The sequence below is a fragment of the Nitrospirillum amazonense genome (genome assembly GCF_007828035.1).
Classification (GTDB): Bacteria; Pseudomonadota; Alphaproteobacteria; order Azospirillales; family Azospirillaceae; genus Nitrospirillum; species Nitrospirillum amazonense.
The window spans coordinates 210,934-236,166 of sequence record NZ_VITV01000002.1 but is presented as its reverse complement, the minus strand read 5'-3'; the positions used below and the strand labels follow the sequence as shown (position 1 = coordinate 236,166).

Sequence of the window (25,233 nt, the reverse complement as noted above, 5' to 3'; positions counted from 1 at the left end):
GGGGCGGCAACAGAGAGCTGGCAACCGGGGAGGCGTCGCTGCGCAATATCGACTTCAGCTCCTGGCAGAACGTCGTCGTCACACTGCTGGGCCTGGCGCTGGTCACCCTGATCGGCGTGGGCATCCGGCTGGTGGTGATGTCCACCGTTCAACAGCGGCGGGAGCGCATGAACCGCCAGATCAATGAGCGGCTGCGCACCCTGATCGCCGCCTATCGCACCCTGGGCGGGTCCTTCACCGGCGATCTCTCGGTGAATCCGGCCCATCTGCGCGACCTGCGGCCGCCCCCGCCGGTACGGGTGCCGGCGGACGGCGACAAGGCGGCCGCCGTACTGGACCTGACGCCGGAGAACGCCGGCGGGTCGGACCGGGCGCGGCGCATCCGCGACGCGGTGGAGGCCGCCCTGGCCGACATCCTGCTGCTGGGCACGCAAGAGCATGTGCGTCTGGCGGAGCGCGCGGCACGGGAACTGGTGGCCGGCCATCTGGTCCATACCCAGGAACTGGTCGTCTCCCTGCGCGCCTTCATCCGCCAGGCCCTGGACCTGGACCCCATTCCTCCTGGCCTCGACATCCCTATGCAGGGCCCGGCCCGCCCCTCCGGCAACGGCGGCAAGAACAAGGACGACCGCCAGGGTGACAAGGCCGGCGACAAGAACGGCGGCGGCATGGGGATGGGGATGGGGATGGGCGGCAGCGGTGGGGGCGGCGGCTTCAGCTTCAGCGCCCCCGAGGAGCACGAGCACCCCACGTGACCCCGTTTAAGCCGGAATGCGGACGGCATCCCGGTAGGCCTTGGGCGATGCGCCGGTCACGCGCTTGAAGGCGGTGCTGAAGGCGCTTTCGGAGCTGTAGCCCAGCGACTGCCCGATCGTCGCCACGGGGGCGGCCCCCTCGCGCAACGCGCGTTCGGCCAGGCGCATGCGCCATTCGGTGAGATAGGTCAGCGGCGCCACGCCCGCCACCGTCCTGAAATGCAGCGCGAACGTCGTCCGCGACATGGCGCAAGCCTTGGCGAGCTCATCGAGATGCCAGGCGCGGGCGGGCTCACCATGCATCAGCCGGAGGGCGGGCGCCAGGCGGGGGTCGCCCAGCGCGCGCAACCATCCGGCCGGCATGGGCCCGGACGTCTTGAGATGGGCCCGCAAAATCTGGATGAACAGCAACTGGGCCAGTTGCGCCGTCACCAGTTGCGTGCCCGGCAGGTCGGCGCGCCGCTCCGCCACCAAGTGGTCCAGCAGCCAGCGGAAGGTCGTCGCCTGCGGTGAGGCCGCCGGCACGTGAATCCACGGCGGCAGGACATCCGCCAGCAGCCGCCCGCTGGCCGGGTCGAGCAGGACATGGCCGCCGATATGGGCGAAATCATCGCCCTCACCCACCGTCACCGGCGTCGTCCTGTCGGTGCGGGAAAACAGGCTCATGGCATCGACAGGCGCGACGTCCAGGTCACTGGCCAGCACGAAGGACCGTTTGGCCGACAGCAGGCCCACGTCGCCGGTCTCGAAATGAACCGGCGCCGCCTCGCCCTCGATACGTACCCAGCAACGGCCCTTCACCACGGCGAAGAACTTGATCTTGTCCGGGGCCGGGAACCGGATGGCCCATGCGCCGCCGCCCGTGAAGCCGCCGGTCACCAGCGATTCCGCGTTCGTGAGTTTAAGGATGTCGGAGAAAGGGTCGACGTTCATTTCCGAACTATTGCGAAAGCATTGCGTACTTTCAAGCATTCACAGTCCGGATGCTGCCCCCTACCTTGTGGGGGAAGACGGAGGGCGCCCGTTGGCTGGGCGTCGTTAAATCACCGCCCTCATCATCAGGCCCTCTCGGAAATCGACATGAATGACCAACTGATCCTCGTGACCGGCGGCACGGGTTTTATCGCCCAGCACTGCATCCTGGCGGCGCTGTCGGCCGGATACCGCGTGCGGACCACCGTCCGCTCCCTGTCGCGGGAGGCCGAGGTGCGCGCGCACCTCAAGGTCGGCGGGGTCGAGGCGGGCGACCGTCTGACCTTCGTCGCCGCCGATCTCACCGCCGATGACGGCTGGGCGGAGGCCGCCGCCGGCTGCGCTTACGTCCTGCACGGCGCCTCGCCCACGCCGACGGGTGAGCAGGTCAGCGAGGACGATTGGGTCAGGCCGGCCGTCGAGGGCAATTTGCGGGTCCTGCGCGCCGCACGGGACGCCGGGGTCAGGCGGGTGGTGCTGACCTCAGCCTTCGGCGCCATCTGCGCCGGGCACAAGGCCATGGGCCGGCCGTTCAACGAGACGGATTGGAGCGACCTGACGGGCACCGTCTGGCCCTACCAGAAGTCGAAGACCCTGGCCGAACGGGCCGCCTGGGATTTCATCGCGCGGGAGGGGCGCGGGCTGGATCTGTCGGCGGTGAACCCAACCGCCGTCCTCGGCCCCGTGCTGGGCGCCGACTATTCCCACTCCATCGGCCTGATCCGGAACATGATGAACGGGCAGCCGGGGTGCCCGAAGCTCAATTGCGGGATCGTCGATGTGCGGGACGTGGCGGACCTGCACCTGCGCGCCATGACCCATCCCGCCGCCAACGGCGAGCGCTTCCTGGCGATATCCGGTGAAAGCCTGTGGATGATCGATATCGCCAGAGTGTTGCGGCGTCGCCTGGGGGCCGCCGCCGCCAAGGTGCCGACGCGGGTGCTGCCCAACTGGCTGGTCCGCCTGATCAGCCTGAAAAATCCGGTGATGAAGGGCGCGGTCACCCTGCTGGGCGTCAACCTGAACGCCACCAGTGAAAAGGCGATACGACTGCTGGGCTGGGCGCCCCGCCCCGCTGAGGAAGCCATCGTCGCAACCGCCGAAAGCCTGATCCGGCTGGGCCTGCTTCCCAGATTGAAACAGGCGGCGTAGGGGCGGGAACGGACCGCCCCCCTGCGCCGCCCTATCCGCGTCAGTGACCGGGCAATTCCAGCCGCTCCAGGTCGCTGATCAGTCCGGGCCCGGTGGGGTGCCAGCCCAGCACCTCGCGCGTCCAGGCGCTGGAGGCCGGCATGTCGAGGCCGGCGAACATGGACAGCCAGCCGAAATGGGCCGGCGCCTCCTCCTGGGAAATGGACTTGACCGGCAGATCCAACCGGCGGCCGATGGCCGACACGATATCGCGGATCGCCACGCCCTCCTCCGCCACCGCGTGGTACTTCGCGTTGGGCTCGGCCCGCCCCACCACCAGCCGGTACAACCGGGCAACGTCCAGCACGTAGGCGGACGGCCAGCGGTTCAGGCCATCACCGACATACACGCATTCCCCCTTCTGTCGGAACATGCCGATGAGGGGAGTGATCAGACCCTGCGTCACCGGGTCGTGCACCTGCGGCAGGCGCACCACCGACACGTTGATCCCCTCCGCCGCCAGGGCGGCGGCCGCTTCCTCCGACGCAGCGCGGGGGTGGACGTTCGAGCCGACGATGGCGTTGCCCTCCTTCGCCGGCTCACCCGGCACCGTGTTGGCGATGGGGGTGCCGGAAGTGATGACCAGGGGGCGGGCGGATCCGGCCAGGGCCGAACCCAGGGCCCGGATCACCCGGCGGTCATCCTCGCAGTTGGCGACGAAGCGAGAGAAGTCATGGTTGAAGGCCAGATGGATGACGCCGTCGCACTGGGCAGCGCCGTTCATCAGGCTGTCCTCATCCTCCAGCGATCCGCGCAGCACCTCGGCACCGGCGGCGGCCAGGCCCGCAGCCTTCTCCTCCGACCGGCAGAGACCCAGCACCTGGTGGCCGGCCGCGATCAGATCCTTCACCACGGCAGAACCGATGTTGCCGGTGGCACCCGTCACAAACACACGCATGGTCCGAATATCCTTATCTTAAACGGTGAAATAGGCGGGATGGTCGAGATCGGCCAGCAGGCCGGGCTGAGTCGGCGCCCAGCCCAGCAGGGCACGGGTGTGGGCGCTGGCGGCCGGGCAGTCGATGGCGGCGAAACGGGTGAACCAGCCGAAGTGCTGAGCCGCCTCCTCCGCCGTCTGGGAAACGACGGGAACGTCCAGCCGCCGGCCGATGACCGCCGCGATGTCCCTGAACGGCACGCCCTCTTCCGCGATGGCATGGAACGGGCCGCCCTCGGCCCCGCGCTCCAGCGCCAGGCGGAAAACGCGGGCCGCGTCGACGCGGTGCACGGCCGGCCAGCGATTCAGGCCATCGCCGATATAGGGGGAGACACCTTTTTCGCGCGCCAGTTGGATCAGGCGCGGAACGAAGCCATGATCGCCGTGTCCATGAACCGAGGGGGCCAGCCGTACGGCGGTCACCTGCACGCCGCTGGCCCTCAGCGCGGCCGCGGCCGCCTCCGGATTGCGGGGGAAGGCCTCGGACTCCGGCCGGGTTGGGGTCTGCTCCGTGGCCAGGGTCCCCGGCGCCAGCAGGGCGACACCCGAGGCGACGACCAGTGGCCGGCCGCTACCCACCAGCACCTCACCGATGGCGGCGATGGCGCGCCGCTCGTCCGCGCCATTCTGCGCGAAGTTGGTGAAGTCGTGGTTGAAGGCCAGGTGGATGACGCCATCGGCCCGTTCGGCGCCGCGCTTCAGACTTTCCAGGTCTTGCAGGCTGCCGTAGTGAACCTCGGCACCGGCCGCGGCCAAGGCGGTTGCCTTGTCGGTCGAGCGGCACAGGCCCAGCACCTGGTGCCCCGCCGCGATCAGGTCGGCCACCACGGCGGCGCCGACCCAGCCCGTGGCGCCCGTCACGAATACACGCATCTGCGTAGTCTCCAAGTTTCGCTGAAGACAACTCTCGACGCCTGGCCTATCCTGGTAAAGTAGTGACCTTATCATAGTAAGATGGCTAACAGGATGAGTGAGCCGCTAACCGCCGACAGTCCGGGTGGCAACAGGCTGGGTGACTACCTGCGCGACCGGCGCACCAAGCTGGACCCCGCCGCCTTGGGCTTTCCGGCGGAGCGGCGGCGCACCGCCGGCCTGCGCCGGGAGGAGGTGGCGCAGCGCGCCAACATCAGCCCCACCTGGTACACGTGGCTGGAACAGGGCCGGGGCGGCGCCCCTTCCGCCGATGTGCTGGACCGCATCGCCCGCGCCCTGATGCTGACGGAGGCGGAGCGGGAGCATCTGTTCCTGCTGGGCCTGGGCCGCCCGCCCGAGGTGCGTTACCGCCGGAACGACAGCGTGACGCCCCGCCTGCAACGCGTGCTGGATGCGCTGGACCCCAGCCCCGCCCTGATCCGCACGGCCACCTGGGACGTGGTGGCCTGGAACCGGGCGGCCACCGTCATGCTGACGGATTACGGCGCGCTGCCGCCGGAGCGGCGCAACATCCTGCGCATCCTTTTCCTGGACCCGCGCGCCCGCGCCGTGCAGTACGATTGGGAAAGCGTGGCGCGTTTCGTCCTGGGCGCCTTCCGCATCGACGCCGCGCGGGCGGGGGCCGCCGCCGAGGTGGCGCCGCTGGTGGAAGAGTTGTGCCGCCTCAGCCCAGAGTTCGCCACCCTGTGGCGTGAGAACGGGGTTGTCAGCGCGCCGCATGAGGCGGTGAAGCACATCCGCCATCCCGTCATCGGCCCCCTGGCCTTCGAATACACGGCCTTCGCGGTGGACGGCCGGACAGACCTCACCATGACGGTCTACAACCCCGCCACGGAAGAGGACGCCCAGCGCATCCAATCGCTGATGCGGTCTTGATCACGCCGTCCCGGCCACCCGCGCCCGCCGCAGGTAAAGCGACAGGGCGACACCCAGCCCCGCCGCGGCCCCGCCCACCAGGAAGACGCTGCCATAGCCGGCGCGGTCGGCCAGGAAACCGACCAGGGGGCCCGTCAGGCCATAGGCCAGATCCTGGAAGGCGGTGAAGCCGCCCAAGGTCGTGCCGCGCAGGTGCGGGGGCACCAGGTGCACCACCTCCCGCCCCATGGACGGGAAGATCATGGAGCAGCCCAGGCCGGTCATGAAAGCGCCGGCCAGCGCGGGGATGGGATCGTGCGCGCTCCACACCAGGACCTGGCCCGCGGCCTCGACGGCCAGCGAGCCGGTGGCCACCAGCAATCCGCCGATGCGGTCCGGCAGGTGGCCAAACGCCACCCGCATCAGGACGAAGCCGCCGCCGAACGCCGTGAGGCCCAGGCCGGCGTGGTCCCACATCCGGTTCAGAAAATAGAGGGCGAAAAAGGCGCCGATAGCGGCGAAGCCGATGCCCTGCAGGCAGACGATCAGCCCGTGCAGCCAGATACGACCCATGACACCCAGGAAGGACGGGCAGGCGGCCTGGGGATGCGGGGCGATGCCGGCCAGGGGCCAGATCGCCAGCAGCCCCAGGCAGGGCAACACGGCGCTCACCGCCATGGCACCGGCGAAGCCGGCATGGTCCAGCAGCGCCAGGCCGATGGGCCCGCCCACGGCCAATGCGCCGTAGATGGCGGCACCGACAAGGGACAGGACCTTGCCCGTGCGCTGTGGACCGGTGATGCCGATCCCCCAGGCGACGACACCGACCCCGGCGAAACTTTCCCCCAGGCCCAGTAGAACACGGCCGGCCAACAGGGTCAGGAAGGCCGCCACCGGCCTGTGCTGCAGCAGGCCCGCGCCCAGGGACACCAGGCCGCCCACCCCGTAGAGGACCAGGCCGCGCACCACGGCCGCCTTGGCGCCCCGCCGGTCGGACAGGCCGCCCGCCGGCCCCCGGCTGAGGATGGCGGTGAGAAAGGTCATGCCGGTGCCGAGGCCAGCCCAGGCATTGTTCAACCCCAACTGCCCGGTGACATAGACGGGCACGGCCGGAAGGGGGATGGCGACACAGAGGTAGGACAGGAAGAGGACGGCCATCAGCAGCGGCAGGCGCCGCTGCGCCGGATCAGGCGACGGATCACGCGATGAAATGGATGCCATGGGAATGCTCCGGGCTTTTGTCCCGGCCGGCGGCGCGTGCAAGGCAACGCACGCGCCCGCCCGGTCGGGGCGGTCGGTGCGTTGGTTGACGTTGAACGCTTACGGCCGCCTTGCGAGCGGCATCAGAATGGGCACGTCGCCGTGCCTTGGGGAAAATACGACGACTTCGTCGCATTCCCTAGTCGCATTGGCGGTGCGCCCTAAGCCTCCCCAAACAACCTTTTGTTTCCACTCTAGAAAAAGGCCTCCACCGCACGGCTGCCCGATGCCCTGCCACACCTGTTACGCAGCCGGTATTCAGCTTTTCGGAATGGGCCCCTGAGCTTCTGCCTCAGGGGTGTCCTACCCAAGCATCATCACAACGCCCCTTCATCAAAAATATTAGAAAATCTTCATAGATCATTGTTATATAGCGATATTTTTCATGCCTCTCATCCAGTTTCTGAAGCGCCCAAAGCCACCCGTCGACTGATGCCGATGGCCTCCAGGAAGGCCGGATCATGGCTGACCACCAGCAGGGCGCCGTCATAAGCGCGCAGGCCGGCTTCCACCACCTCGATGGCGTCGATGTCCAGGTGATTGGTGGGCTCATCCAGAATCAACAAGGGTGGCGGCACCTCGCCCCCGAGCACGCAGGCGAGACCGGCACGCATCAACTCGCCGCCGCTGAGGCTGGCTACCCCTTGCAAGGCGGCATCAGCCCGGAAACGGAACCGGGCCAGGGCGGCACGGCAGGTGTTCTCGGTGGCCCCAGGGTTCAGGCGGCGGAAGTTTTCCAGGATGGACGTGGCCGGTTCCAGCAGGCTGACCCGCTGGTCCAGCAGGGCCAGGGCGGTGTGGGTGCGCACGGCTCCGGACCAGGGGGCCAGGCAGCCGATCAGCACTGCCAGCAGGGTGCTCTTGCCCGAGCCGTTGGGCCCCACGATGGCCACGCGCTCCGGCCCGGTCAGCATCAGGGACAGGCCATCCAGGATGGGGCGCCCGGTCTCATAGCCCGCCGTCACCCCCTCCAACGCCAGCACCACCTTCTGGGCCGGAAGGCGGGTGGAGGCCAGCGTGATCGACAGGGGCTGCAGCACCTCGATACGGGCGCGGGCGGCTGTGGCGGCATCCGCCGCCTCGGCGCCACGGGCATCGGCCAGGCGGGCACCCGCCCCGGCGCTGCGTTCGGCGTTGTCCTGACGCATGCCCAGCAGCAGGCGCGGCATGTCGCCCTTGTCCGCCTTGCGCCGGCCAGCGCCATCGCGCCGCGCCTGGCGCTCCAACGCCTCCTGCGCCCGCCGGGCGGCGTCGGCCACGCGTTTCTGCGCCTCATCCAGGTCATGCCGGGCCGCCGCCAGTTCCTGGGCCTTCAGGGCGCGGTAACGGCTCCAGCCCCCGCCATAGCGGGTGGCGCCCAGGGAGGTCAGCTCGACAATGGCATCCATGCGTTCAAGCAGGTCGCGGTCATGGCTGACGACGATGGCGCCAGCCTTCCACCCGGCCAGCAACGCCGCCACGGCGGCGCGCCCCTCCGCGTCTAGGTTGTTGGTGGGTTCGTCCAGCAGCAGGAAGTCCGGCTCGGCGAACACCAGGGCCGCCAGCGCCACCCGGGTGCGCTGCCCGCCTGACAAGATCGCCAACGGTGTGTGTGGCCCTACGTTCAGGCCCAGGCGCGCCAGCGCCGCGTCCAGCCGGGTCTCCAGGGTCCAGTCGGCCTCCGCCAACTCCTCCACGCCGGCCACCCCCTGCTCCGCCCGCCGCAGCAGCGCCAAGCCATCGGCCACGCCGAACAGATCAGCCACGGTCTCGTCGGCCCGCAGGTGCGCGCCCTGGCGCAACACGCCCAGGGTGCCCGACACGGTCACGGCACCAGCCTGCGGCGGCACCGCCCCGGCAATCAGCGCCAACAGCGTGGACTTGCCCACGCCGTTGCGCCCGACAAGGCCGGTGCGCTGGGCCCCGAAACTGAGGGAGAGATGGGAGAAAAGCGGGCGCCCGTCAGGCGTGGCCCAGCTGAGATCGGCAAGCGTGATGGTGGCAGGCATGATGGATATCCCCGAAAACGGAACGAAGGCTCGTCGTGTTCGGGCGGGAATCCATGAAGCACCATCCAGCTGGTTTGCACTGGCCACAACCCTAAGGATGGCAAAGCGCGATTTCAAGACCGGGTGTGGAAGGGATGGCGGATGGGGTGGGATTCGAACCCACGGTGAGTTGCCCCACGGCGGTTTTCAAGACCGCTGCCTTAAACCACTCGGCCACCCATCCGTCTTCTTCGCCAATGGCTTACCGAACGCCCCTCAGCCGAAGCGAGAGATTTTTCCATCCGGTTCCACCGACGGCCCGGGCCCTCAGACACCGGGAGGCCCATCGTCTAGCATTCCCTCGCGGCCCGCGTCCACACGGTTGCGGGGGGTGCCGCCATTATTCCTGGCCGCCGGTCCGCCAAGCCCGCACCAGGTTGCAGCATTTCTGCGCCAGCTGGATGCGGCGGAGCGGTTCGGCCGACAGCGCCGGCGGGAACAGGTGCGCCAGGGCCGGGGTGGCGTCGACGTCCAGGGCCAGGACGACGCGCTGTTCGGGCGCTGGGTTCTCGACCTGATGGGGGATGGAAAAGTCACCCGCCCAGGCCTGCCCGGGGGGATAGGCGGCCGCCTGATGTCCAATCCAGGTGACGGCAGCGGGCGGGACGGCGATGGGAATGAGGATGCGAGCCTCTTCCAAGTGCAGGGCTTGGCCATCGTAATGCCATTTCAGGATCTCCCCCGGCCCCTGCCGCAGCAGGTAGCAGCCCCGCACCCGCCAGTCCGCGCGCGCCAGGAGTGCAGCGACGGACGGCATCAAGGCCAATGCCGGCATCGCCACCGGCGCCCCATCCAGGCGCCGGTCCAGCAGCGGCACGGATGTCCAACCGTTGGTGCCCCCGAAACTGCCGCGCGCCTCGGCCGGCAAATCCCGGTCCAAGGTGGCGAAGTCCGCCTGAAGCGCGGCCACGTCCATCGCCATGGCCAACGGGCCGTGCAAGGTGAGCCCGCTGTCGCGCGTCAATTCCTGCCAAGGATGCAAGCCTGCCCCCGTCCCCACGCCGTCCGCCACCTTCCTGTTTAGCGGTTAAGCCGTCCGCCCGCCATGAGACAGGTCATCCGCCGGCACGCCCCCCGCGCCGGGCGATTTCCCCCTCGCGCCCCGCCCCGGGGCCGGGTACAAGCGGATCAGGCAGTTGCATACAATATCGGGAGCGAGACATGTCGGATATCAGCCGCCGCGCGTTGCTGGCGGGCGCCTCGGCCGTGGCCACCAGCCTGGCCCTGCCCTTCCCCGTCTGGGCCGCGGAGGCCACCTCGGCGCCGGGCGACGCGGCCGCGGAAAAGCTGCTGGCCGACATTGCCGAGCGGCTGCTGGCGGAATATCCGGAAAACGCCACGGCGCTGGGCATCGACAAGGACGGGCGCGCGGCCCTGCACGGCCGCCTGACCGACCGCTCCGCCGCCGCCGACCGCGCCCGCGCCGCCTGGGCCAGCGAGACGCTGAAGACCCTACAGGCGGTGGACCGCGGCGCCCTGTCCGCCCCCCAGGCCCTGAACGTGGACGTGACGGAGGAGGCCTTCCGCACCGCCATCGAAGGCTGGCGTTTCCCCTTCGGCGATGTGGGCACGCTGTCCGGCCAGAATAGCTTCCGCAACACGCCCTATTCGGTGACGCCGCTGGGCGGCGCCTATGTCGACATCCCCACCTTCCTCGACACCCAGCACGCGGTGGAAACCGCCGCCGATGCCGACGCCTATCTGGCGCGGGTGGAGGCCTATGCCGGCGAACTGGCGGCGGAGGCCGAGCGCCTGGACCATGACCGTGGCGTGGGCATGGTGGCACCGGACTTCGTGCTGGACATCATGCTGGGGCAAATGGTGCCGGCGCGGGCCGAACCCATCGCCCAATGGGGCTTGGTGGAATCGCTGCGGCAGCGCGCCGCCAAGGCCAGGCTGCCGGAGCGCTACGCCAAGGAGGTGGAGGCGCTGTGCGCCACCAAGGTGGCGCCGGCCCTGGACAAGCAGATCGCCGCGTTGAAGGCCCAGCGCGCCGTGGCGGTGGCGGAGCCCGGGGTGTGGCAGCGGCCGCAGGGCGAGGAGTATTACGCCTGGGCGCTGAAGGCCGGCACCACCACCACCCGCACGGCGGAGGAGATGCACGCCCAGGGGCGCGAGCAGATCGCCCAGATCCAGGCGGAGATGGATACCCTGCTGAAGGCCCAGGGCCTGAGCCAGGGCACGGTGGGGGAGCGCATGACGGCGCTGAGCAAACGCCCGGACCTGCTGTTCACCAACGACGATGCCGGCCGCGCCAAGCTGCTGGAATACCTGAACGGCCGCATCGCCGACATCCGCACCCGCCTGCCCCGCGCCTTCGCCACCCTGGTGAAGGGCAATCTGGTCATCCGCCGGGTGCCGCCCGCCATCCAGGACGGCGCGCCCAACGGCTACGCCTCGGCCGGCAGCATCGACGGCAGCGTGCCCGGCTACTATTACATCAACCTCAAGGACACGGGCATCTGGCCGCGCTACTCCCTGCCCACGCTGTGCTATCACGAGGGCATTCCCGGCCACATCTGGCAGGGCGAGTACGCCAACCAGCTGCCCCTGATCCGCACCCACTTGGCCTTCAACGCCTATTCCGAGGGCTGGGCGCTGTACGCCGAGCAGCTGGGCAACGAGCTGGGCGCCTATGACGGCGACCCGCTGGGCAAGCTGGGCTTCCTGCAGTCCATCGGCTTCCGCGCCTGCCGCCTGGTGGTGGACACCGGCATTCACGCCAAGCGCTGGGGCTTCCAGCAAGCGTTGGACTGGTTCCACGCCAACACCGGCATGCCGGTGGCCCAGCTGCGTAGCGAGCTGAACCGCTACTGCGCCATGCCGGGCCAGGCCTGCGGCTACAAGATGGGCCACAACCAGATCAACATGCTGCGCAAGAAGGCCGAGGGTGCGCTGGGCCAGCGCTTCGACCTGAAGCGTTTCGACGACGCCCTGGTGCTGTCAGGCAACGTGCCCCTGACCCTGCTGGAACGCATCGTCGACCAGCACATCGCGGCGATGAAAGGCTGAGGCTGGACGGGCGGCGGCTGGAGAAACCTGGCCGCCGTCCCAGCTAGGCACGCCATTGGCTCAAGTCACACGCACATGACCAAAGAACGAGCCGTGGGTGATTGAAAAAGTGATCCGAATAAGGGCTTCCTAGTCAGATTTATTGACGTCACGCACAAGATACAGATCCATGCAAATCTGAAAATAGTATCCAAGTATGGCCATGCGCGATCTGGCCGCCGTCTCATAATCCCCCGCTATTTCGACGTCATCCATCTCCATGACATGAGAGAGCATATCGTTCATGCTCATTTCCCTTGGATCGCACGTCCCTAGCGCACCTAACGCCCTCAACAGATCCTGATTGGCCCGACGATAGTCTTGGTGCCCGAACGACATTCTAGCCCAACTCCAGTACTGCATGATCCGCTTAAACTGGGCCGGATCTATCGTGGGAATGGTGGGATCATCTCCCCGATGTGCGTCCCCGTCAGCGCTGCAGCTTGGCCCACCGCCACCTGCCGACGCGCCGCCCGTTGGCTGGCAGATAAGGGGCAGGGCCATGATAGCAGACCACAAGGCTGCTTTAGCGGACTTCCGGATAGATGCGGCGCAAGACGCCATGATCACCCTCATAATAAGAAAGACCATAGTTTTTGGCAGCCTCAACATTCGCTATCCTATTGGCTGTATCACTAGGATATCCAAGCTCATTCATCAAATATTTTACTGTGTCATCTTGATATTTTATCACATTTTCATAACTATCAGATCGGCGCGTCTGTTTTGTTTTTAGGAACATGAACTGTTTGTCGCCACTTTGAACAAGGGAGAAATTGATCGGGTTGTCGAGAAGAACCTGCGTATCGCCGCCGCTGAATGATACCCCCACCCTTCCATCGTCATACGGGTGGGTATGGGTTGTTCCGAGAAGGCTGTAATGTGTCGGGTCCTTGACCTGAAGGTCTGGCCTGAAATCCCGACAAGTGACACCCTTCCCGTCCTTGTTCTGAAATTCCAGTGCTCCATCTTGCCGGGCCACCACAGTGGCGCCGTGCTCCCTGACCTTTTCGCCTGTTTCTAAACACCGCGGCGCATTTGGCTGTGACAGAGGCGCCAAGCTTTCCTGCCAAAGCGAATTGTTCGCCTGCTCAATGTCATCGGCGAATCTGAACACCGGCGGGGCGTGATACGGGTTCGCTGGAATGGCGAAATCGGACGCGGTCGAAACAGGCGGAAGCGCCTGTGCTTTGGGAATGTCCGCGTCCCTCTTCTTCGGCTTGGTTGCCGCTTCCCGCCCGCTCGACGCGGCTGGCTTTGCCTCGACCGGCCCACCCGCCTCCCGCTCCCCACCCTCGCCGTCCGCCCAGCGCCCATGCCAGTCGCGGGGTTGGTCGGGGCTGTACTTCGCCAGATTGTCATTGGCCCGGGCAAGGCGAACGGCGGCATCCCAGTCCAGTTCCGGCAGGCGCAAGTGCACCGCACGGATCATGGCCTGAACCAGGTCGCCCCGGTTCAGCGCGTCGGCGATCTTAACCAAACTGGGCAGCACGGCGGCGTGCGGCCCGATGCCGGCACAGGCACGCTTCAGGAGAACCGACACCTCCGCCACCGGGCGGGCCTGGAAGCCGCCGGCGCCCTTGGCCAGCAGGGGCACACCGGCCAGGGCGAGACCTTCCGCCGTGCAACTGACGCCCAGGCCACCCGGACCGTTGCTCAGGCGGTACCGACGTTGCCAACCATCCATGCCCGCTCTCCCGGTTGATGGAAAAGCATCGTATGTTCCTATTTTGTTCATGTCAACCAATGCGCGAGCGGACCGGAGAAAAACCGCCCGTCACGCCGCCGGTGGCAGCGCCATCTCCGCAGCCGCTTTGGCACGGATGGCATCGGACATTTCCGTCAGGAAGCGGCGGTCGCGCGCCTTCCTTTCCAGGATGACGAACTCCAGGGCGCCCAGGGACGGCAGGCGGGGATCGGGCGCACAGGCCTGCACGCCGGCCGGCAGCAAGCGGCTGGAATGGGCCATCATGCCCACCCCCATGGACGTGGCCGCCGCCAGGCCGTTCAAGTCGCCGCTGGTGCAGGCGATGCGCCAGGGCACGGCCGACCGCTCCAGCGCCGTCAGGGCCATGAAACGGGTGATGCTGGGCGGCGGGTACAGCACCAGTTGCGCCTCGTCATGGCGGAACACCGGCGCCGCCGTGGCCGAGGCCCACACCACCTGGTCGCGGAACACCAGTTCCCCCCGATCACCGTCCGGCCAGCGCTTGCACAGCACCATGTCCAGGGCGCCGTCGTCGAACATCTCCGTCAGCGTGCGGCTGAGGGCGATGGTGAAGTCCAAATCCACCTCGGGATGGCCGACCATGAAGCAGCGGATGATGTCGCGCACCCAGCCCATGGCCAGATCCTCGCAGGCGCCGAAACGGAACAGCTGGCGCTTGGTCGACTGGGTGAAATGGCGCCTCGCCCGCTCGTTCACCTCCAGGATGGAACGGGCGAACTCCAGCATGGCGCGGCCATGCTCGGTCAGGGCGTTGGAATGGGTGTCGCGCTGGAACAAGCGCTGGCCGGCGAACTGTTCCAGTCGCTTCACATGCTCACTGACGCTGGATTGCGACAGGCCCAGCTGGCGCCCCGCCTCCGAAAAGCTCTTCACCTCGGTGATTGCGACAAATGTACGCAGGTGAAGGGGGTCCAGCATGGCGCCTCATCGGGATTTTCGATCACCGTTATCTAATCATCAGAATTCCGATTTACCGATCCCAAGTCAATAGTGAGGTCGCGAATACAAATCATCGCCTGGCGAATACCGGGCGTATGGTAACGGGAGGATATTGATGTCTACGAACCGGCGCGGTTTTCTGGGCGCCGCGGCCTTGGGCGCCAGCGGCATGGTCACGTTCCGCAGCGTGGCGGAAGCGGCGGACAAATTCATGGCCAAACCCGGCGACGGCGGCTTCGGCCGCAACGCCGTGCCCCTGCCCCCCGGCGACACCGTGGCCTACCACGACCCGCAGGACGTGGGCGCCATGCCAGACTTCAAGTTCTCGCTGGACGGCAACAAGCCCAAGGTGACGACGGGCGGATGGGCCAAAGAGGCCACCGTCCACCAGTTCCCCATATCCAAGGGCATCGCCGGCGTGCACATGTTCCTGCAGCCCGGCGCCTCGCGCGAGTTGCACTGGCACGCCATCGCGGCGGAATGGGCCTTTGTCATCGAGGGCCGCTGCCAGACGGTGGTGATCGACCCCTCCGGCGCCAGCGAGATCAATAATTTCGAGCCGGGCGACCTGTGGTACTTCGCCAAGGGCCACGGCCATTCCATCCAGTGCATCGGCGACAAGCCCTGCCACTTCATCCTGTCCTTCGACAACGGTGCCTTTTCCGAGCACGGCACCTTTTCCATCACCGACTGGGTGGACGTGACGCCGAAGGAAATGCTGGCCCTGAATTTCGGTCTGCCCAAGGACGTGTTCGACGCCTTCCCCAAGGGCGAGACCTACATCCAGTCCGGCCCCATCCTGCACGCGGCCGACGCGTTGGAGGCCCCCTGGCCCAAGGAATCCACCCACAAGTTCCGCCTGCTGAAGGACCCCAAGGCGGCGCGCGACTTCGACGGCGGCACCTTCCGCCTGGCTACGGTGGATGAGTTCCCCGCCTCCCACACCATGTCGGGCGGCTACATGATCCTGAAGCCCGGCGGCATCCGCAAGCTGCACTGGAACGTCAACGCCAACGAATGGCACTACTACCTGCGCGGCCGGGCCCAGGTGGCCCTGTTCGGCTCCGGCGGGCGCGGCAAGGTGGCGGAGTTCGGCCCCGGCGACGTCGCCTACATCCCCATGGGCTTCGGCCACGCCATCCAGAACGTGGGCACCGAGGACGTGGAGATGATCCAGACCTGGGACAACGGCAAGTTCGAGGAGATCGACCTGGACAAATGGGTCCAGTCCAGCCCGCGCTACCTGCTGTCCAACAACTTCACCGGCGTGCCCGACAAGACGCTGAGCCGCATGAAGCAGACATGAGGGGCGGGAATTTCACCTGACGACATTGGATGGGGCGGTTCCGGTGGGGCCGCCCCCTTGCCTTATGCGGCATTACCGATATTTCGGCTCGACCTCGCACAGCGCAAGCCGTCGTTCCAGGGCGTTCTCATAAAGCAGGGCGGCATTTCGCACATTCCCCACCCGTTCATCATCCTTCGCCAGCATTATCCTTTCATCACTGTGGTCTAACAAGGTAGCGTAGCCATAATCATTGTAAGATTCACCGAGAACTTCTATGCTTGACTTAAAATCCTGAAGCGCACTGTCGTATTTTTCAATTGATATATCCCGCTGCCCTTGAGCCTGCAGCCGCTTCGCGCCTAGATATTCATCCCGCGCCGCACATGGCGTCTGTATTTTTTCCCATATATCAGCGGCAATGTTCAGCCAAGGCCCACGGTGCTGATGCACCTGCACCAGCACCACGATCGTCACCGCGACACAAAAAAGGCCGCTAAGGATAAACGCGATGAAGCGTACCATTGCGCCCCTCAGAATAAGCGAAACCATATTTCGCAGTTGCAGACGGCGGGGCGATTTCGAGGGGCCACCCCGCCCAATACCCCATTCACTGACTCTCCGCGCCCTGGGGAGGGTCCCGATTCTCGGTTTGCCTAAGGAAATCCTCCATACAGTCACCAAAGTAGCTTTCAAGAAGCCCCATTCTTATTCTGGCGGCCATTTCAGATTTCCCTTTTTTCTCGACATCGTCGGCTTCCATCTCGTGGAATACAGAATCATCCTCGACAATTTCATACTTACTACAGGTTCCTAGAGCACCCATCGCCCTAAGCAATTCCTGATTTGCGCCTCGATAGGCTTTGTGCCTCATGGCGGTTCTGGCCAGGCGCCAATACCACATCACCCGTCTAAATTGTTCCGGATAAATTGTGACGCCCTTAACACCTCTTGTCGCATCAACACCGGGATATGCCCAACAAAAATCTCTTGCATGGGCCTGTCCGATTAAGACCATCATGATGGCTATACTTGGAGCCATCTTACGGATAAACGCGAGATAGCTTGCCATTGCTTCCCTCATAATAAGCGAGATGATATTCCCTTGCTGCTTCCACGTTCGCGATGCTGCTGGCCCGCGCCATGGAGAGGCTTGGATTATCCTGTCTCAACTGGTGAATTCTCTTATCTTGATCATTTATAACATCGTAATGATTAAATAACTTTGGCGTCTGCTTTGTTTTCAGAAGCAAAAACTGACTTTCTCCACTTTGCAAAAATGAGAAGTTAATCGGCTCACTCATCAAATAATTAACATCATTACCACTAAATGAAGCGCCTGTGGCACCACTATCATAGGGATGCGTGTGCGCAGTACCCAGCAGTATATATTTATCTGGCTCTTTCAAATTGAGATCCGGCCGAAACTTCCAATCCAAAACATCTTTTCCTCGTGGCAGACCGCCTTCATTCTGAAACTCCAGGATGCCGTCGTCTTTCCTGGCAACGACGGTGGCTCCTTCCTCAACGACCCACTCCTTCCTGCCGCCAGGGGGCTTGGCGCCATGCGCAGCCAACAAAGGCGCCAGGCTTTCCTGCCAATAAGCATGGACCCCGTCGTTGAAGCTCTGCGCAAATGTAAAATCTTTAGGTGCGGCTGCCGGCGTCGCCGGGATGGCAAAATCGGGCGCGGTGGAAACGCGGAGAAGCGGTTGCGCTGTGGGGGCATTCGCCTCCTTTTTGCCAGGCTGGACAGGCGTTTCGTGCCCGTCGACATCCCTGGGCTTCGCCTCGATCGGCTCCCCAGCCCCTGCCACACCGCCCCCAACCGTCCAGCGCCCATCCTCATCGCGGGGCTGGCCAGGGCGGTACTTGGCCAGGTTATCGTTAGCCCGCGCCAGGCGGACAGCGGCGTCCCAATCCAATTCCGGCAGGCGCAAATGCACGGCGCGGATCATGGCCTGGGTCAGGTCGCCCCGGTTCAGCGCGTCGGCGATCTTGGTGAGGCCGGGCAAGACGGCGGTACCCGGCTCCGCGCCGGCGTAGGCGCGCTTCAACAATACCGCCACCTCGGCCGCCGGCCGGGCCTGGAAGCCGCCGGGGCCCTTGGCCAACAGGGGGACACCGGCCAGGGCCAGGCCCTCGGCCGTGCAACTGACGCCCAGGCCGCCAGGGCCGTTGCTCAGGCGATACCGACGCTGCCAACCATCCATGCTCGCTCTCCCTGTTGCTGGAAGAGCAGCATGCGTTCTTTTTTTGTTCACGTCAATCTAAAGGCGAAGGGGCCGGCCGTTCTCGCGTTACGACCGCCCCTCGCCCTCTCGCCTACTTGCCCGCCGCGAACAGGTTCAGACCCAGCGCCTCGGCGATGGATTGCGCCGCCAGCTGGCCGCGCACGCTGTTGCCGGCGGCGTCCAGGCGGGAGGAATAGATTCCAATGGCCAGCTTGCCGGGCGCCACCGCCAGGATGCCGCCGCCCACGCCGCTCTTGCCCGGCAGGCCCACCTTGAACAGCCACTCGCCTGAGGTGTTGTACAGACCGGCGGTGGCCATGACGGCCAGCACGCGGGCGCTGGTGGCCGGGTCCACCGCCGCCTTATGGCTCACCGGATTGGTGCCGCCGTTGGCCAGCGTGGCGCCCATGGTGGCCAAGTCCACGGCGCTGACGTTGTAGGAGCATTCGCGGGTGTAGAGGTCCACCGTCGCCGCCGGGTCGGCGTAGAGATGGTCATAGCTTTGCAGCAGCAGGGCGATGGCCTGGTTGTGCTGGTTGCCCGCCATTTCCGACTGGTAGACGTCCTGGTTCAGGGCCAGCGACCGCCCGGCGAAGGCGGAGGCCGTGTCCAGCACCGTCTTCCAGCGGGCGTTCAGATCGGCGCCGGGCACCAGGCTGGCGGCGGCGATGGCGCCGGCGTTGACCAGGGGATTGCCGGCCGGCGGGCTGCCCGTCAGCTTGTCGTTGTTCAGTTCGATGGCCAGGACGGAGTTGAAGGGCTGACCCGTGGCGTTCACACCGATCTTGGCCATCACCGCGTCCGGCCCCTGGTCCTTCAGCACGCGGGCCAGCGTGAAGACCTTGGCGATCGATTCCACGGGGAATTCCTGGCCCGCGTCGCCGGCCTTGAACACCCGGCCGTCCGCCGTGACCACGGCGATGCCGAACAGCTTGGGATCGGCCTTGGCGAGATAGGGGATGTAACTGGCGTTCTCCCCCTCCATCACGCCCTTGAACTTGGCGTAGGCCTGGTCCACCGCCTGCTGGATGGCCCTGTCGCCGGGCGGCGCCTCGCGCGCCGGCGCGGCGCCGGCGCTCAGCAAGGTGAGCGACAGCGCGACGGCGGCGCCCCAGGCGCGCGCCCGCTGGGTCAAACCGGACTTCATCACATAATCCCCCTCGTTCAGGCTGGCCGGCGTGCCGGCGCCGGTGTTTGGCGTCACTGTAGCGGGGCGGCCCGTCCGCCAAGAAGCCTTAATCGTGGCCGCATGAATCTTGGCCACATGCTGGCATCCGCCCCTTCCCCCTGGCCCTCCCGGCGGCTAGAACGGTGGCGTAATGATGCGTACTTCCGGTTGGCGCTGGGCGGTTGGTGTATCAGGAGGGTCGTTGGGTTGATCGTCGGCATCGATTTGGGCACCACCAATTCCGCAGTGGCCGTCTGGCGGGACGGCAAGGCGGACCTGATCCCCAACAGCCTGGGCCACCGGCTGACCCCCTCCGCCGTCAGCCTGGATGACCAGGGCACGGTGCTGGTGGGCCTGCCGGCGCGCGAACGCCAAGCCACCCACCCAACCCTGACCGCCACCGCCTTCAAGCGCCTGATGGGCTCGCAGCGCGTCACCCGCCTCGGCAAGCGCGATTTCCTGCCGGAGGAGCTGTCGGCCCTGGTGCTCAAGGCCCTGAAGGCCGACGCGGAGGCCTATCTGGGCCAGCCGGTGACCGAGGCCGTCATCACCGTGCCGGCCTATTTCAATGACAAGCAGCGCAAGGCCACGCGCCGGGCGGGCGAGCTGGCCGGCCTGAAGGTGGAACGGCTGCTGAACGAACCCACGGCGGCGGCGCTGGCTTACGGCATCCACCAGTTGGAGGCGGAGACCCAGTTCCTGGTGTTCGACCTGGGCGGCGGCACCTTCGACGTCTCCATCCTGGAGATTTTCGAGGGCGTGATCGAGGTGCGCGCCACCAGCGGCGACAACCGCCTGGGCGGCGAGGACTTCAACGAGCTGATCGTGGACGACCTGCGCCAGCGTTTCGCCGCCGACTGGGGCCGCGACACGCGTGAGAGCGACGCCCTGTACCAGCGCCTGCGCGCCGCCGCCGAACGCGCCCGCCGCGCCCTGAGCGAGCAGGCCGCCACGCCGGTGCGCGTGGTGTGGAAGGACAAGACTTATGAGTACGAGCTGACGGCCGAGGCCTTCGAGACCAGGGCCGAGGGGCTGCTGAACCGCCTGCGCGAGCCGGTGCTGCGGGCCCTGCGCGACGGCCAGCTGGAGGCGCGGTCCCTGCGCGAGATCGTTCTGGTGGGCGGGGCCACGCGCATGCCGGCGGTGCGCCGCGCCGTCACCCGCATGTTCGGCCGCTTCCCCGCCCATTCCGTGCACCCGGACGAGGCGGTGGCGCTGGGTGCCGCCGTCCAGGCCGGGCTGAAGGGCCGCGACGCCGCCCTGAACGAGGTGGTCATCACCGATGTCTGCCCCTATTCCCTGGGGGTGGACGTGGCGGAACGCAACCCCGACGGCAGCCTGCGCACGGGCATCTTCTCCCCCATCCTGGAGCGCAACACCGTCATACCCGCCAGCCGGGTCAGCAGCTTCCACACCCTGCAGGCCAACCAGAAGGCGGTGACCTTCACCATCTACCAGGGGGAGTCGCGCGACGTTCAGGACAACGTCGCCCTGGGCCAGGTCAGCATCCCCGTGCCGCCCCGGCCGGCCGGCGCCGTCAAGGTGGACTGCCGCTTCACCTATGACATCAACGGGCTGCTGGAGGTGGACGTCCACGTTCCGGAAACGGGGGAACAGCGCAATCTGGTCATCACCGACGAGGAGGCAGCCAAGCCCGATGATCTGGAGGCCCGGCGCCAGGCGCTGGCGGCCCTGAAGGTCCACCCGCGCGACACCGAGGCCAACCGCGCTGTCCTGGCCCGCGCCAACCGCTGCTATGAGGACTTCCTGGGCGACAAGCGCGCCTATGTCGCCCACCTGCTGGCCCAGTTCGAAGGCATCCTGGAGGGCCAGGAGCCCCGCGCGATCGAGGCTGCGCGCCAATCCCTGAGCGAGGCATTGGACCAGCTGGAAGGCGAGACATACCTGTGAGCCCCTGGGACATCCTGGCGCTGGAGCCCACTGGCGACCAACTGGCCATCCGCCGCGCCTATGCCCGGCGTCTGAAGGTCACCAATCCGGAGGATGATCCGGACGGGTTCCAGGCGCTGCGCCAGGCCTATGAGCAAGCCCTGTTGCATGCCCGCCGGCAGGCGCCGGACGACAGCGTGACGGCGGTGGCAGAAACAGCCGAGGCGCCGCCGCACGCCGTCGACGGGACGACGGAGGTCCCCACCGAACCGGCGCCGGCGGAGGCCCCGCCCCCGGAATCCACGGTGGATGAGGCGGTGGTCCGCCATGTCGCGCTGTGCAATCAGCTGGGCGACCTGCTCTCCGCCAAGAGTCCCGCCGACCCCGCCGCGCTCAAGGACGCCTTGGCGGCCGTGCTGGCTTCCCCCGCCCTTGCCCACATCGATGTGCAGAACCGCACGGAGGATTGGCTGGCCCGGCTGCTGCTGTCCACGGCCCCCCGGTCGGACGCACTGGTCCCCGTCGCCAGCGCCCATTTCCGCTGGGACGCGGCCAAGGCCGGCGTGCAGACGCCCCTGCTGGCCGCCGTGCAGAAGCGCGGGCGCGACCTGGCCTTCCTGGCCAAGCTGCGGGGCCGGGATCACGCCTACGCCGCGGCCTATCGCTTGCTGCAGGCGCCACCCCGCCGGTACAGCCCGCGCCTGCGCCTGTCCCTGCCGGACCTGACCAAGGACGTCCGCGGCCTGATGACCCTGATCCGCAACGACTACCCCTCGCTGCGGGCCAATTTCGACACCGACGTGCTGGCGGCGTGGGAGGCTTATTTGGCCGCCGAACCGGTCAGCGCCGGCCTGGCGTGGCTGCTGCTGGCCACCCCCCTGTTCCTGGCCGCCTACGTCTACCTTCAGGCCAGCCTGTCACCGGAGGATCTGGCGGCCTGGCCCGCGGGCTTCCTGCTGATACCGCCCCTGCTGGCCGCCGCCGGCCTGGCCTACCGGCTGGGCGTGCGCATGCCGGCGCGATGGCTGCGGCAGCGCTGGGCCCGGGACGCAGGGCCCGCGGTCCGTCTCGGCTGGGCCCCTCTCAGCCTGGCGCTGATCCCCCTGGCCCTGGCCTTGCCACCCTCCGCCGGCATCCCCGTCACGGCGGCGGCGGCCACCCTGGCCCTATGGTGGGCCGGCCTGTTTCAGATGGTCTATGCCAACGACACCAGTCGCCAGGCCGTGCGCATCCTGCTGGCCAACAGCATTCCCTTGGTGTTCTGGCTGTTCTGGATCGGGCCCCTGCTGCCGGCTGCGCGGGTGCCGGCCTTCGCCGTGGCGGTGGCGGGCGCCCTGCTGGCCACCAGCATCGGGGCCGGCCTGCTGACCCGCTGGTGGTATGCGGAGGTTGAGCAACCCCGGCGGCGGCGGATCCTGGGGGGCCTGGCGCTGGCGGCCATGCTGACCGCGGGCCTGCTGTTTGCGGCCGACGCCACGCCGGGCCTGCTGCCCTGGGCCGTGGCGGCGGTGACCCTGGTGCAGATCCTGGAGCGCGTCCCCTCGCTCGCCCTCTCCGGAGAGGCGGCGAAGCGGCGCTATTACGCCATCTGGGGCACGGGCGTGGCACTGCGCGTCGCCCACACCATGGCCGGCGCGGTGGACACCCACGACGTTTTGCTGATCGGCGGCCTGGTGCTGATGGCCAGCGTGCTGGGCATGATCGCCTACCAGCTGAAACGCCCCCAGGCCGCCTGATCCGCTCGGCTGTTTCAGTCCTTCAGCGAGGCGCCCAGCCGGTCCATCAGGAAGCCGGTGCCGTGCTCGCGGGAGCCGTTGTCCTCATAGCCGTCCAGGAAGGCCCCTTGCTCGGTGATCTTCAAGGTGGTGCGGCCGTCACCCGCCGGCTTCAGCTCCATGGTCGCCAGCGAGACCGAAATCTTCCGCTCATCCAGGTGCATGACATAGCTGTAGACGATGCGCTCATTGGGAACGATGTCGAGGTAATGCGCGTCGAAGGTGGAGGTCATGCCCCCCTGCCAGCGGCCCTTGGCCCGCTCCGTGCCGCCGACGCGAAAGTCCATGGTGCGCTCCAGCGATTCCCACTGGCCGGGGTCGCCACCGAACCACTTGGACTTGGCCTCCATGTCCGACAGGGCGCGCCACACCCGGGCCACCGGCGCGTCATAGGTCCGGTTCAGGCTGAAAATGGCGTGGACGACGGAACGCTCGGCGGGAAGCTCCCCCGTTCGGCCGTCCATATGGCCGGCGTGCATCGCCAGCTTGTCCAGGGTCTGGGACCATCCCTCCGGCGCGCCGCCGATGGCGCCCAGCATGGCGGGATCGTAGACGGTGTAGGTCTGCACGATGTCCAGCTGCGTGCCGCAGGTGGCGTCGGAGAAGGTGACCTCCGTCCAGGCGGTGAACAGCACCTTGCCGTCGCCGCCATCCACCCGCAGGTCCAGCACCAGGCGCTGGTTGGGCGTGACCTCGGCGACGCTGCCGCGCGTCCAATGCTGCGTGCCGTCCGGGGCCTGCATGCACACCTCGAACGGGCCACCCACCCGCAGGTCGACGGTGGCGTGGGGCACGGTGTAATGCGCCGGCGCGAACCAGTGCTTCACATGCTCCGCCTTGCTCCACGCCTTGAACACCGTCTCGCGTCGCGCCGGGATGCTGCGGGAGATGCGCACGGGCTCGGGCCGCAGCACGTCGGCCGTCTCAACTTGGGTCATGATTCCTCTCCGTCTTCGTCTTTTAGCGTTTCCAGATACTGGCCCAGCCGATCCAGGCGACTGACCCATTCCATGCGCCGCTGATTGATCCATTGTTCCGCCAGGCTCAGCTGGGCGGCGTCGATCCGGCAGGTCCGCACCCGCCCCACCTTTTCCGAGCGCACCAGGCCGGAACTCTCCAGCACGGCCAGATGCTGCATGACCGCCGGCAGGGACATTTGCAGCGGCTGCGCCAGTTCACTGACCGACGCCGGCCCCCGCACCAGCCGCTCCACCAAGGCACGGCGGGTCGGGTCGGCAAGCGCCTGGAAGGTGAGGTCGAGGGGGGATGATTGGTTAAGCATATGCTTTAGTAACGCCGCGAAGATACTTAAGCAAGAAGTTTAGTGTCTAGGTGGCGAATTGAGATGGGAAGCTTCCGAGATAGGAGCACTCAACCATTGAAGGCAATGCTCATCGCCATTTCACATTTACGTCGCGACAAAAATAATCCATATTTATGTCGCGACTTAAATCGAGGTGTACCATGAATGGCTGGAAACGGTATCAGACGGGCCTGCATGGCGTGGGTCCGCACTGGGTGAGAATTTTTGGCAATAGCTTGAGCGGAACCGCATTCGAAGACCCGAATGCCGAAGGTCGTTTTGCCTGGTACGTAGCCGACCGCTCTCGGCAGGGGGCGAAGACGTTCAGGCATGGGCTCGCTGATAGCGTTAAGGAGGCAAAGCTCGCGGCCGACGCAGCCGTCTTGGACAGGAAGCGCGGCCGGACCGCCGCCGTGGAAGGCGAACCGACAAGCAGCACCGACCGGAACCGACGGCGAGTTGACCGGCTATTGGCCTCGGAAACCCTGGCCCATGGCCTAATTGATGATCTCACCAATTTTCACAAAGAACTCGTGACAGCTGGCGATCTAAAAACAGCGGATCGAGTTGCAGCCTCGATACGGCGTGCAGCACTCGGCGCCCTGGCAGACTATATGCGCCGCACTGCGGCGTTTCGAGCTCGGTCAGGCGCCAACATGGCGTCGCCTGAAACCATGAAAGCCGAGGAGGAGACTGTTTTGGACATCGCGGACCAACTCGATCAGATGGCAGACGATCCCCAAGCTACCGAACAGCTTTTCGAAGCGCTCACGGACAAGCTCCGCCAGTTGGGCGTGTTTCCTGATGGTGACCTGAATTCGGCCGTAGTGAACGGATTCTTCCTGGAGAGCCTTACGAAATCATCCGAATAGGCCTGGGCCATTTGATCGGCACCCCGACTATCTGCCAGTCGCCGGTCGATAAACATA

General features: G+C 66.6%; 22 protein-coding genes and 1 tRNA gene. 8 read left to right on the top strand and 15 right to left on the bottom strand.

From position 1 onward, the window contains the following. Positions 1-137: 137 nt before the first annotated feature. On the top strand, positions 138-755 hold the full coding sequence (locus FBZ87_RS05050) for a hypothetical protein (protein WP_425465726.1): 618 nt from the start codon (positions 138-140) through the stop codon (positions 753-755). Between the two features lie 6 nt (positions 756-761). Here FBZ87_RS05050 and FBZ87_RS05045 read toward each other — a convergent pair whose 3' ends face one another. Next, on the bottom strand, positions 762-1,688 hold the full coding sequence (locus FBZ87_RS05045) for an AraC family transcriptional regulator (RefSeq protein ID WP_145609270.1): 927 nt from the start codon (positions 1,686-1,688) through the stop codon (positions 762-764). Positions 1,689-1,835: 147 nt separating this feature from the next. Here FBZ87_RS05045 and FBZ87_RS05040 point away from each other — a divergent pair, with 147 nt between their 5' ends. Next, on the top strand, positions 1,836-2,879 hold the full coding sequence (locus tag FBZ87_RS05040; RefSeq protein ID WP_145609269.1) for an SDR family oxidoreductase: 1,044 nt from the start codon (positions 1,836-1,838) through the stop codon (positions 2,877-2,879). Between the two features lie 40 nt (positions 2,880-2,919). Here FBZ87_RS05040 and FBZ87_RS05035 read toward each other — a convergent pair whose 3' ends face one another. Together FBZ87_RS05035 and FBZ87_RS05030 are read right to left on the bottom strand one after the other, a co-directional pair. After that, complete coding sequence (locus FBZ87_RS05035) at positions 2,920-3,816, bottom strand: SDR family oxidoreductase (RefSeq protein WP_145609268.1); 897 nt, start codon at positions 3,814-3,816, stop codon at positions 2,920-2,922. Positions 3,817-3,834: 18 nt separating this feature from the next. Continuing rightward, the gene (locus FBZ87_RS05030) at positions 3,835-4,728 is read right to left on the bottom strand and encodes an SDR family oxidoreductase (protein ID WP_145609267.1); all 894 of its coding nucleotides are present in this window, start codon (positions 4,726-4,728) and stop codon (positions 3,835-3,837) included. Positions 4,729-4,821: 93 nt separating this feature from the next. Here FBZ87_RS05030 and FBZ87_RS05025 point away from each other — a divergent pair, with 93 nt between their 5' ends. Beyond that, positions 4,822-5,664, top strand: a complete 843-nt coding sequence (locus FBZ87_RS05025) for a helix-turn-helix transcriptional regulator (RefSeq protein ID WP_145609266.1) — start codon at positions 4,822-4,824, stop codon at positions 5,662-5,664. Here FBZ87_RS05025 and FBZ87_RS05020 read toward each other — a convergent pair whose 3' ends face one another. From FBZ87_RS05020 to FBZ87_RS05005, 4 genes are all read right to left on the bottom strand, one after another. Next, a complete protein-coding gene (locus FBZ87_RS05020; RefSeq protein ID WP_145609265.1) occupies positions 5,665-6,864 on the bottom strand; it encodes an MFS transporter in 1,200 nt (399 codons plus the stop codon). 431 nt (positions 6,865-7,295) lie between these two features. Next, positions 7,296-8,891, bottom strand: coding sequence for an ABC-F family ATP-binding cassette domain-containing protein (locus FBZ87_RS05015; protein WP_145609264.1), 1,596 nt, complete (start codon positions 8,889-8,891; stop codon positions 7,296-7,298). Between the two features lie 135 nt (positions 8,892-9,026). Continuing rightward, positions 9,027-9,114, bottom strand: a tRNA-Ser gene (locus FBZ87_RS05010). Between the two features lie 156 nt (positions 9,115-9,270). After that, the gene (locus FBZ87_RS05005) at positions 9,271-9,912 is read right to left on the bottom strand and encodes an aspartyl/asparaginyl beta-hydroxylase domain-containing protein (protein WP_145609263.1); all 642 of its coding nucleotides are present in this window, start codon (positions 9,910-9,912) and stop codon (positions 9,271-9,273) included. A gap of 179 nt (positions 9,913-10,091) precedes the next feature. Between FBZ87_RS05005 and FBZ87_RS05000 the strand changes: the two genes are divergently transcribed. Next, on the top strand, positions 10,092-11,942 hold the full coding sequence (locus FBZ87_RS05000; RefSeq protein ID WP_145609262.1) for a DUF885 domain-containing protein: 1,851 nt from the start codon (positions 10,092-10,094) through the stop codon (positions 11,940-11,942). 565 nt (positions 11,943-12,507) lie between these two features. Here FBZ87_RS05000 and FBZ87_RS04995 read toward each other — a convergent pair. Beyond that, positions 12,508-13,668 carry a hypothetical protein gene (locus FBZ87_RS04995; RefSeq protein ID WP_145609261.1) on the bottom strand — a complete coding sequence of 387 codons (1,161 nt, stop codon included), beginning with the start codon at positions 13,666-13,668 and terminating at the stop codon, positions 12,508-12,510. A 90-nt stretch (positions 13,669-13,758) separates the two neighbouring features. Next, positions 13,759-14,628, bottom strand: coding sequence for a LysR family transcriptional regulator (locus tag FBZ87_RS04990; RefSeq protein ID WP_145609260.1), 870 nt, complete (start codon positions 14,626-14,628; stop codon positions 13,759-13,761). Positions 14,629-14,764: 136 nt separating this feature from the next. Between FBZ87_RS04990 and FBZ87_RS04985 the strand changes: the two genes are divergently transcribed. Then, positions 14,765-15,955 (top strand): cupin domain-containing protein, encoded by a 1,191-nt coding sequence (locus FBZ87_RS04985; protein WP_186454586.1) that lies wholly within the window; start codon positions 14,765-14,767, stop codon positions 15,953-15,955. Between the two features lie 72 nt (positions 15,956-16,027). Here FBZ87_RS04985 and FBZ87_RS04980 read toward each other — a convergent pair whose 3' ends face one another. The 4 genes from FBZ87_RS04980 to glsA form a co-directional block, all read right to left on the bottom strand. Next, the gene (locus tag FBZ87_RS04980) at positions 16,028-16,459 is read right to left on the bottom strand and encodes a hypothetical protein (protein ID WP_145609259.1); all 432 of its coding nucleotides are present in this window, start codon (positions 16,457-16,459) and stop codon (positions 16,028-16,030) included. Between the two features lie 85 nt (positions 16,460-16,544). Next, positions 16,545-17,006, bottom strand: a complete 462-nt coding sequence (locus tag FBZ87_RS04975) for a hypothetical protein (RefSeq protein WP_145609258.1) — start codon at positions 17,004-17,006, stop codon at positions 16,545-16,547. Beyond that, the gene (locus FBZ87_RS04970) at positions 16,978-18,147 is read right to left on the bottom strand and encodes a hypothetical protein (RefSeq protein ID WP_145609257.1); all 1,170 of its coding nucleotides are present in this window, start codon (positions 18,145-18,147) and stop codon (positions 16,978-16,980) included. Before FBZ87_RS04970 ends, FBZ87_RS04975 begins: the two co-directional genes overlap by 29 nt. A 112-nt stretch (positions 18,148-18,259) precedes the next feature. Next, positions 18,260-19,315 (bottom strand): glutaminase A, encoded by a 1,056-nt coding sequence (gene glsA, locus FBZ87_RS04965; RefSeq protein WP_145609256.1) that lies wholly within the window; start codon positions 19,313-19,315, stop codon positions 18,260-18,262. A 228-nt stretch (positions 19,316-19,543) separates the two neighbouring features. Here glsA and FBZ87_RS04960 point away from each other — a divergent pair, with 228 nt between their 5' ends. Both FBZ87_RS04960 and FBZ87_RS30020 read left to right on the top strand, forming a co-directional pair. After that, the gene (locus FBZ87_RS04960; RefSeq protein ID WP_145609255.1) at positions 19,544-21,247 is read left to right on the top strand and encodes an Hsp70 family protein; all 1,704 of its coding nucleotides are present in this window, start codon (positions 19,544-19,546) and stop codon (positions 21,245-21,247) included. Then, positions 21,244-22,962 (top strand): J domain-containing protein, encoded by a 1,719-nt coding sequence (locus FBZ87_RS30020; protein ID WP_145609254.1) that lies wholly within the window; start codon positions 21,244-21,246, stop codon positions 22,960-22,962. The genes FBZ87_RS04960 and FBZ87_RS30020 overlap by 4 nt, the downstream gene beginning before the upstream one ends. A gap of 14 nt (positions 22,963-22,976) precedes the next feature. Here FBZ87_RS30020 and FBZ87_RS04950 read toward each other — a convergent pair whose 3' ends face one another. Both FBZ87_RS04950 and FBZ87_RS04945 read right to left on the bottom strand, forming a co-directional pair. Further along, positions 22,977-23,939: an SRPBCC family protein gene (locus FBZ87_RS04950; RefSeq protein WP_145609253.1), complete on the bottom strand. Its 963-nt coding sequence runs from the start codon at positions 23,937-23,939 to the stop codon at positions 22,977-22,979. Continuing rightward, entirely contained in the window at positions 23,936-24,283 is a 348-nt protein-coding gene (locus FBZ87_RS04945; RefSeq protein ID WP_145609252.1) for an ArsR/SmtB family transcription factor, read from the bottom strand. Before FBZ87_RS04945 ends, FBZ87_RS04950 begins: the two co-directional genes overlap by 4 nt. 182 nt (positions 24,284-24,465) lie before the next feature. Between FBZ87_RS04945 and FBZ87_RS04940 the strand changes: the two genes are divergently transcribed. Further along, on the top strand, positions 24,466-25,176 hold the full coding sequence (locus tag FBZ87_RS04940) for a hypothetical protein (protein WP_145609251.1): 711 nt from the start codon (positions 24,466-24,468) through the stop codon (positions 25,174-25,176). The last annotated feature ends 57 nt before the right edge of the window (positions 25,177-25,233 follow it).

Bases quoted from the DNA above. Each gene is read 5' to 3' on its own strand.
- FBZ87_RS05050 (WP_425465726.1), top strand. From the start codon at position 138: ATGTCCACCGTTCAACAGCGGCGGGAGCGCATGAACCGCCAGATCAAT.
- FBZ87_RS05045 (WP_145609270.1), bottom strand. From the start codon at position 1,688: ATGAACGTCGACCCTTTCTCCGACATCCTTAAACTCACGAACGCGGAA.
- FBZ87_RS05040 (WP_145609269.1), top strand. From the start codon at position 1,836: ATGAATGACCAACTGATCCTCGTGACCGGCGGCACGGGTTTTATCGCC.
- FBZ87_RS05035 (WP_145609268.1), bottom strand. From the start codon at position 3,816: ATGCGTGTGTTTGTGACGGGTGCCACCGGCAACATCGGTTCTGCCGTG.
- FBZ87_RS05030 (WP_145609267.1), bottom strand. From the start codon at position 4,728: ATGCGTGTATTCGTGACGGGCGCCACGGGCTGGGTCGGCGCCGCCGTG.
- FBZ87_RS05025 (WP_145609266.1), top strand. From the start codon at position 4,822: ATGAGTGAGCCGCTAACCGCCGACAGTCCGGGTGGCAACAGGCTGGGT.
- FBZ87_RS05020 (WP_145609265.1), bottom strand. From the start codon at position 6,864: ATGGCATCCATTTCATCGCGTGATCCGTCGCCTGATCCGGCGCAGCGG.
- FBZ87_RS05015 (WP_145609264.1), bottom strand. From the start codon at position 8,891: ATGCCTGCCACCATCACGCTTGCCGATCTCAGCTGGGCCACGCCTGAC.
- FBZ87_RS05000 (WP_145609262.1), top strand. From the start codon at position 10,092: ATGTCGGATATCAGCCGCCGCGCGTTGCTGGCGGGCGCCTCGGCCGTG.
- FBZ87_RS04995 (WP_145609261.1), bottom strand. From the start codon at position 13,668: ATGGATGGTTGGCAACGTCGGTACCGCCTGAGCAACGGTCCGGGTGGC.
- FBZ87_RS04990 (WP_145609260.1), bottom strand. From the start codon at position 14,628: ATGCTGGACCCCCTTCACCTGCGTACATTTGTCGCAATCACCGAGGTG.
- FBZ87_RS04985 (WP_186454586.1), top strand. From the start codon at position 14,765: ATGTCTACGAACCGGCGCGGTTTTCTGGGCGCCGCGGCCTTGGGCGCC.
- FBZ87_RS04980 (WP_145609259.1), bottom strand. From the start codon at position 16,459: ATGGTACGCTTCATCGCGTTTATCCTTAGCGGCCTTTTTTGTGTCGCG.
- FBZ87_RS04975 (WP_145609258.1), bottom strand. From the start codon at position 17,006: ATGGCAAGCTATCTCGCGTTTATCCGTAAGATGGCTCCAAGTATAGCC.
- FBZ87_RS04970 (WP_145609257.1), bottom strand. From the start codon at position 18,147: ATGGATGGTTGGCAGCGTCGGTATCGCCTGAGCAACGGCCCTGGCGGC.
- glsA (WP_145609256.1), bottom strand. From the start codon at position 19,315: ATGAAGTCCGGTTTGACCCAGCGGGCGCGCGCCTGGGGCGCCGCCGTC.
- FBZ87_RS04950 (WP_145609253.1), bottom strand. From the start codon at position 23,939: ATGACCCAAGTTGAGACGGCCGACGTGCTGCGGCCCGAGCCCGTGCGC.
- FBZ87_RS04945 (WP_145609252.1), bottom strand. From the start codon at position 24,283: ATGCTTAACCAATCATCCCCCCTCGACCTCACCTTCCAGGCGCTTGCC.
- FBZ87_RS04940 (WP_145609251.1), top strand. From the start codon at position 24,466: ATGAATGGCTGGAAACGGTATCAGACGGGCCTGCATGGCGTGGGTCCG.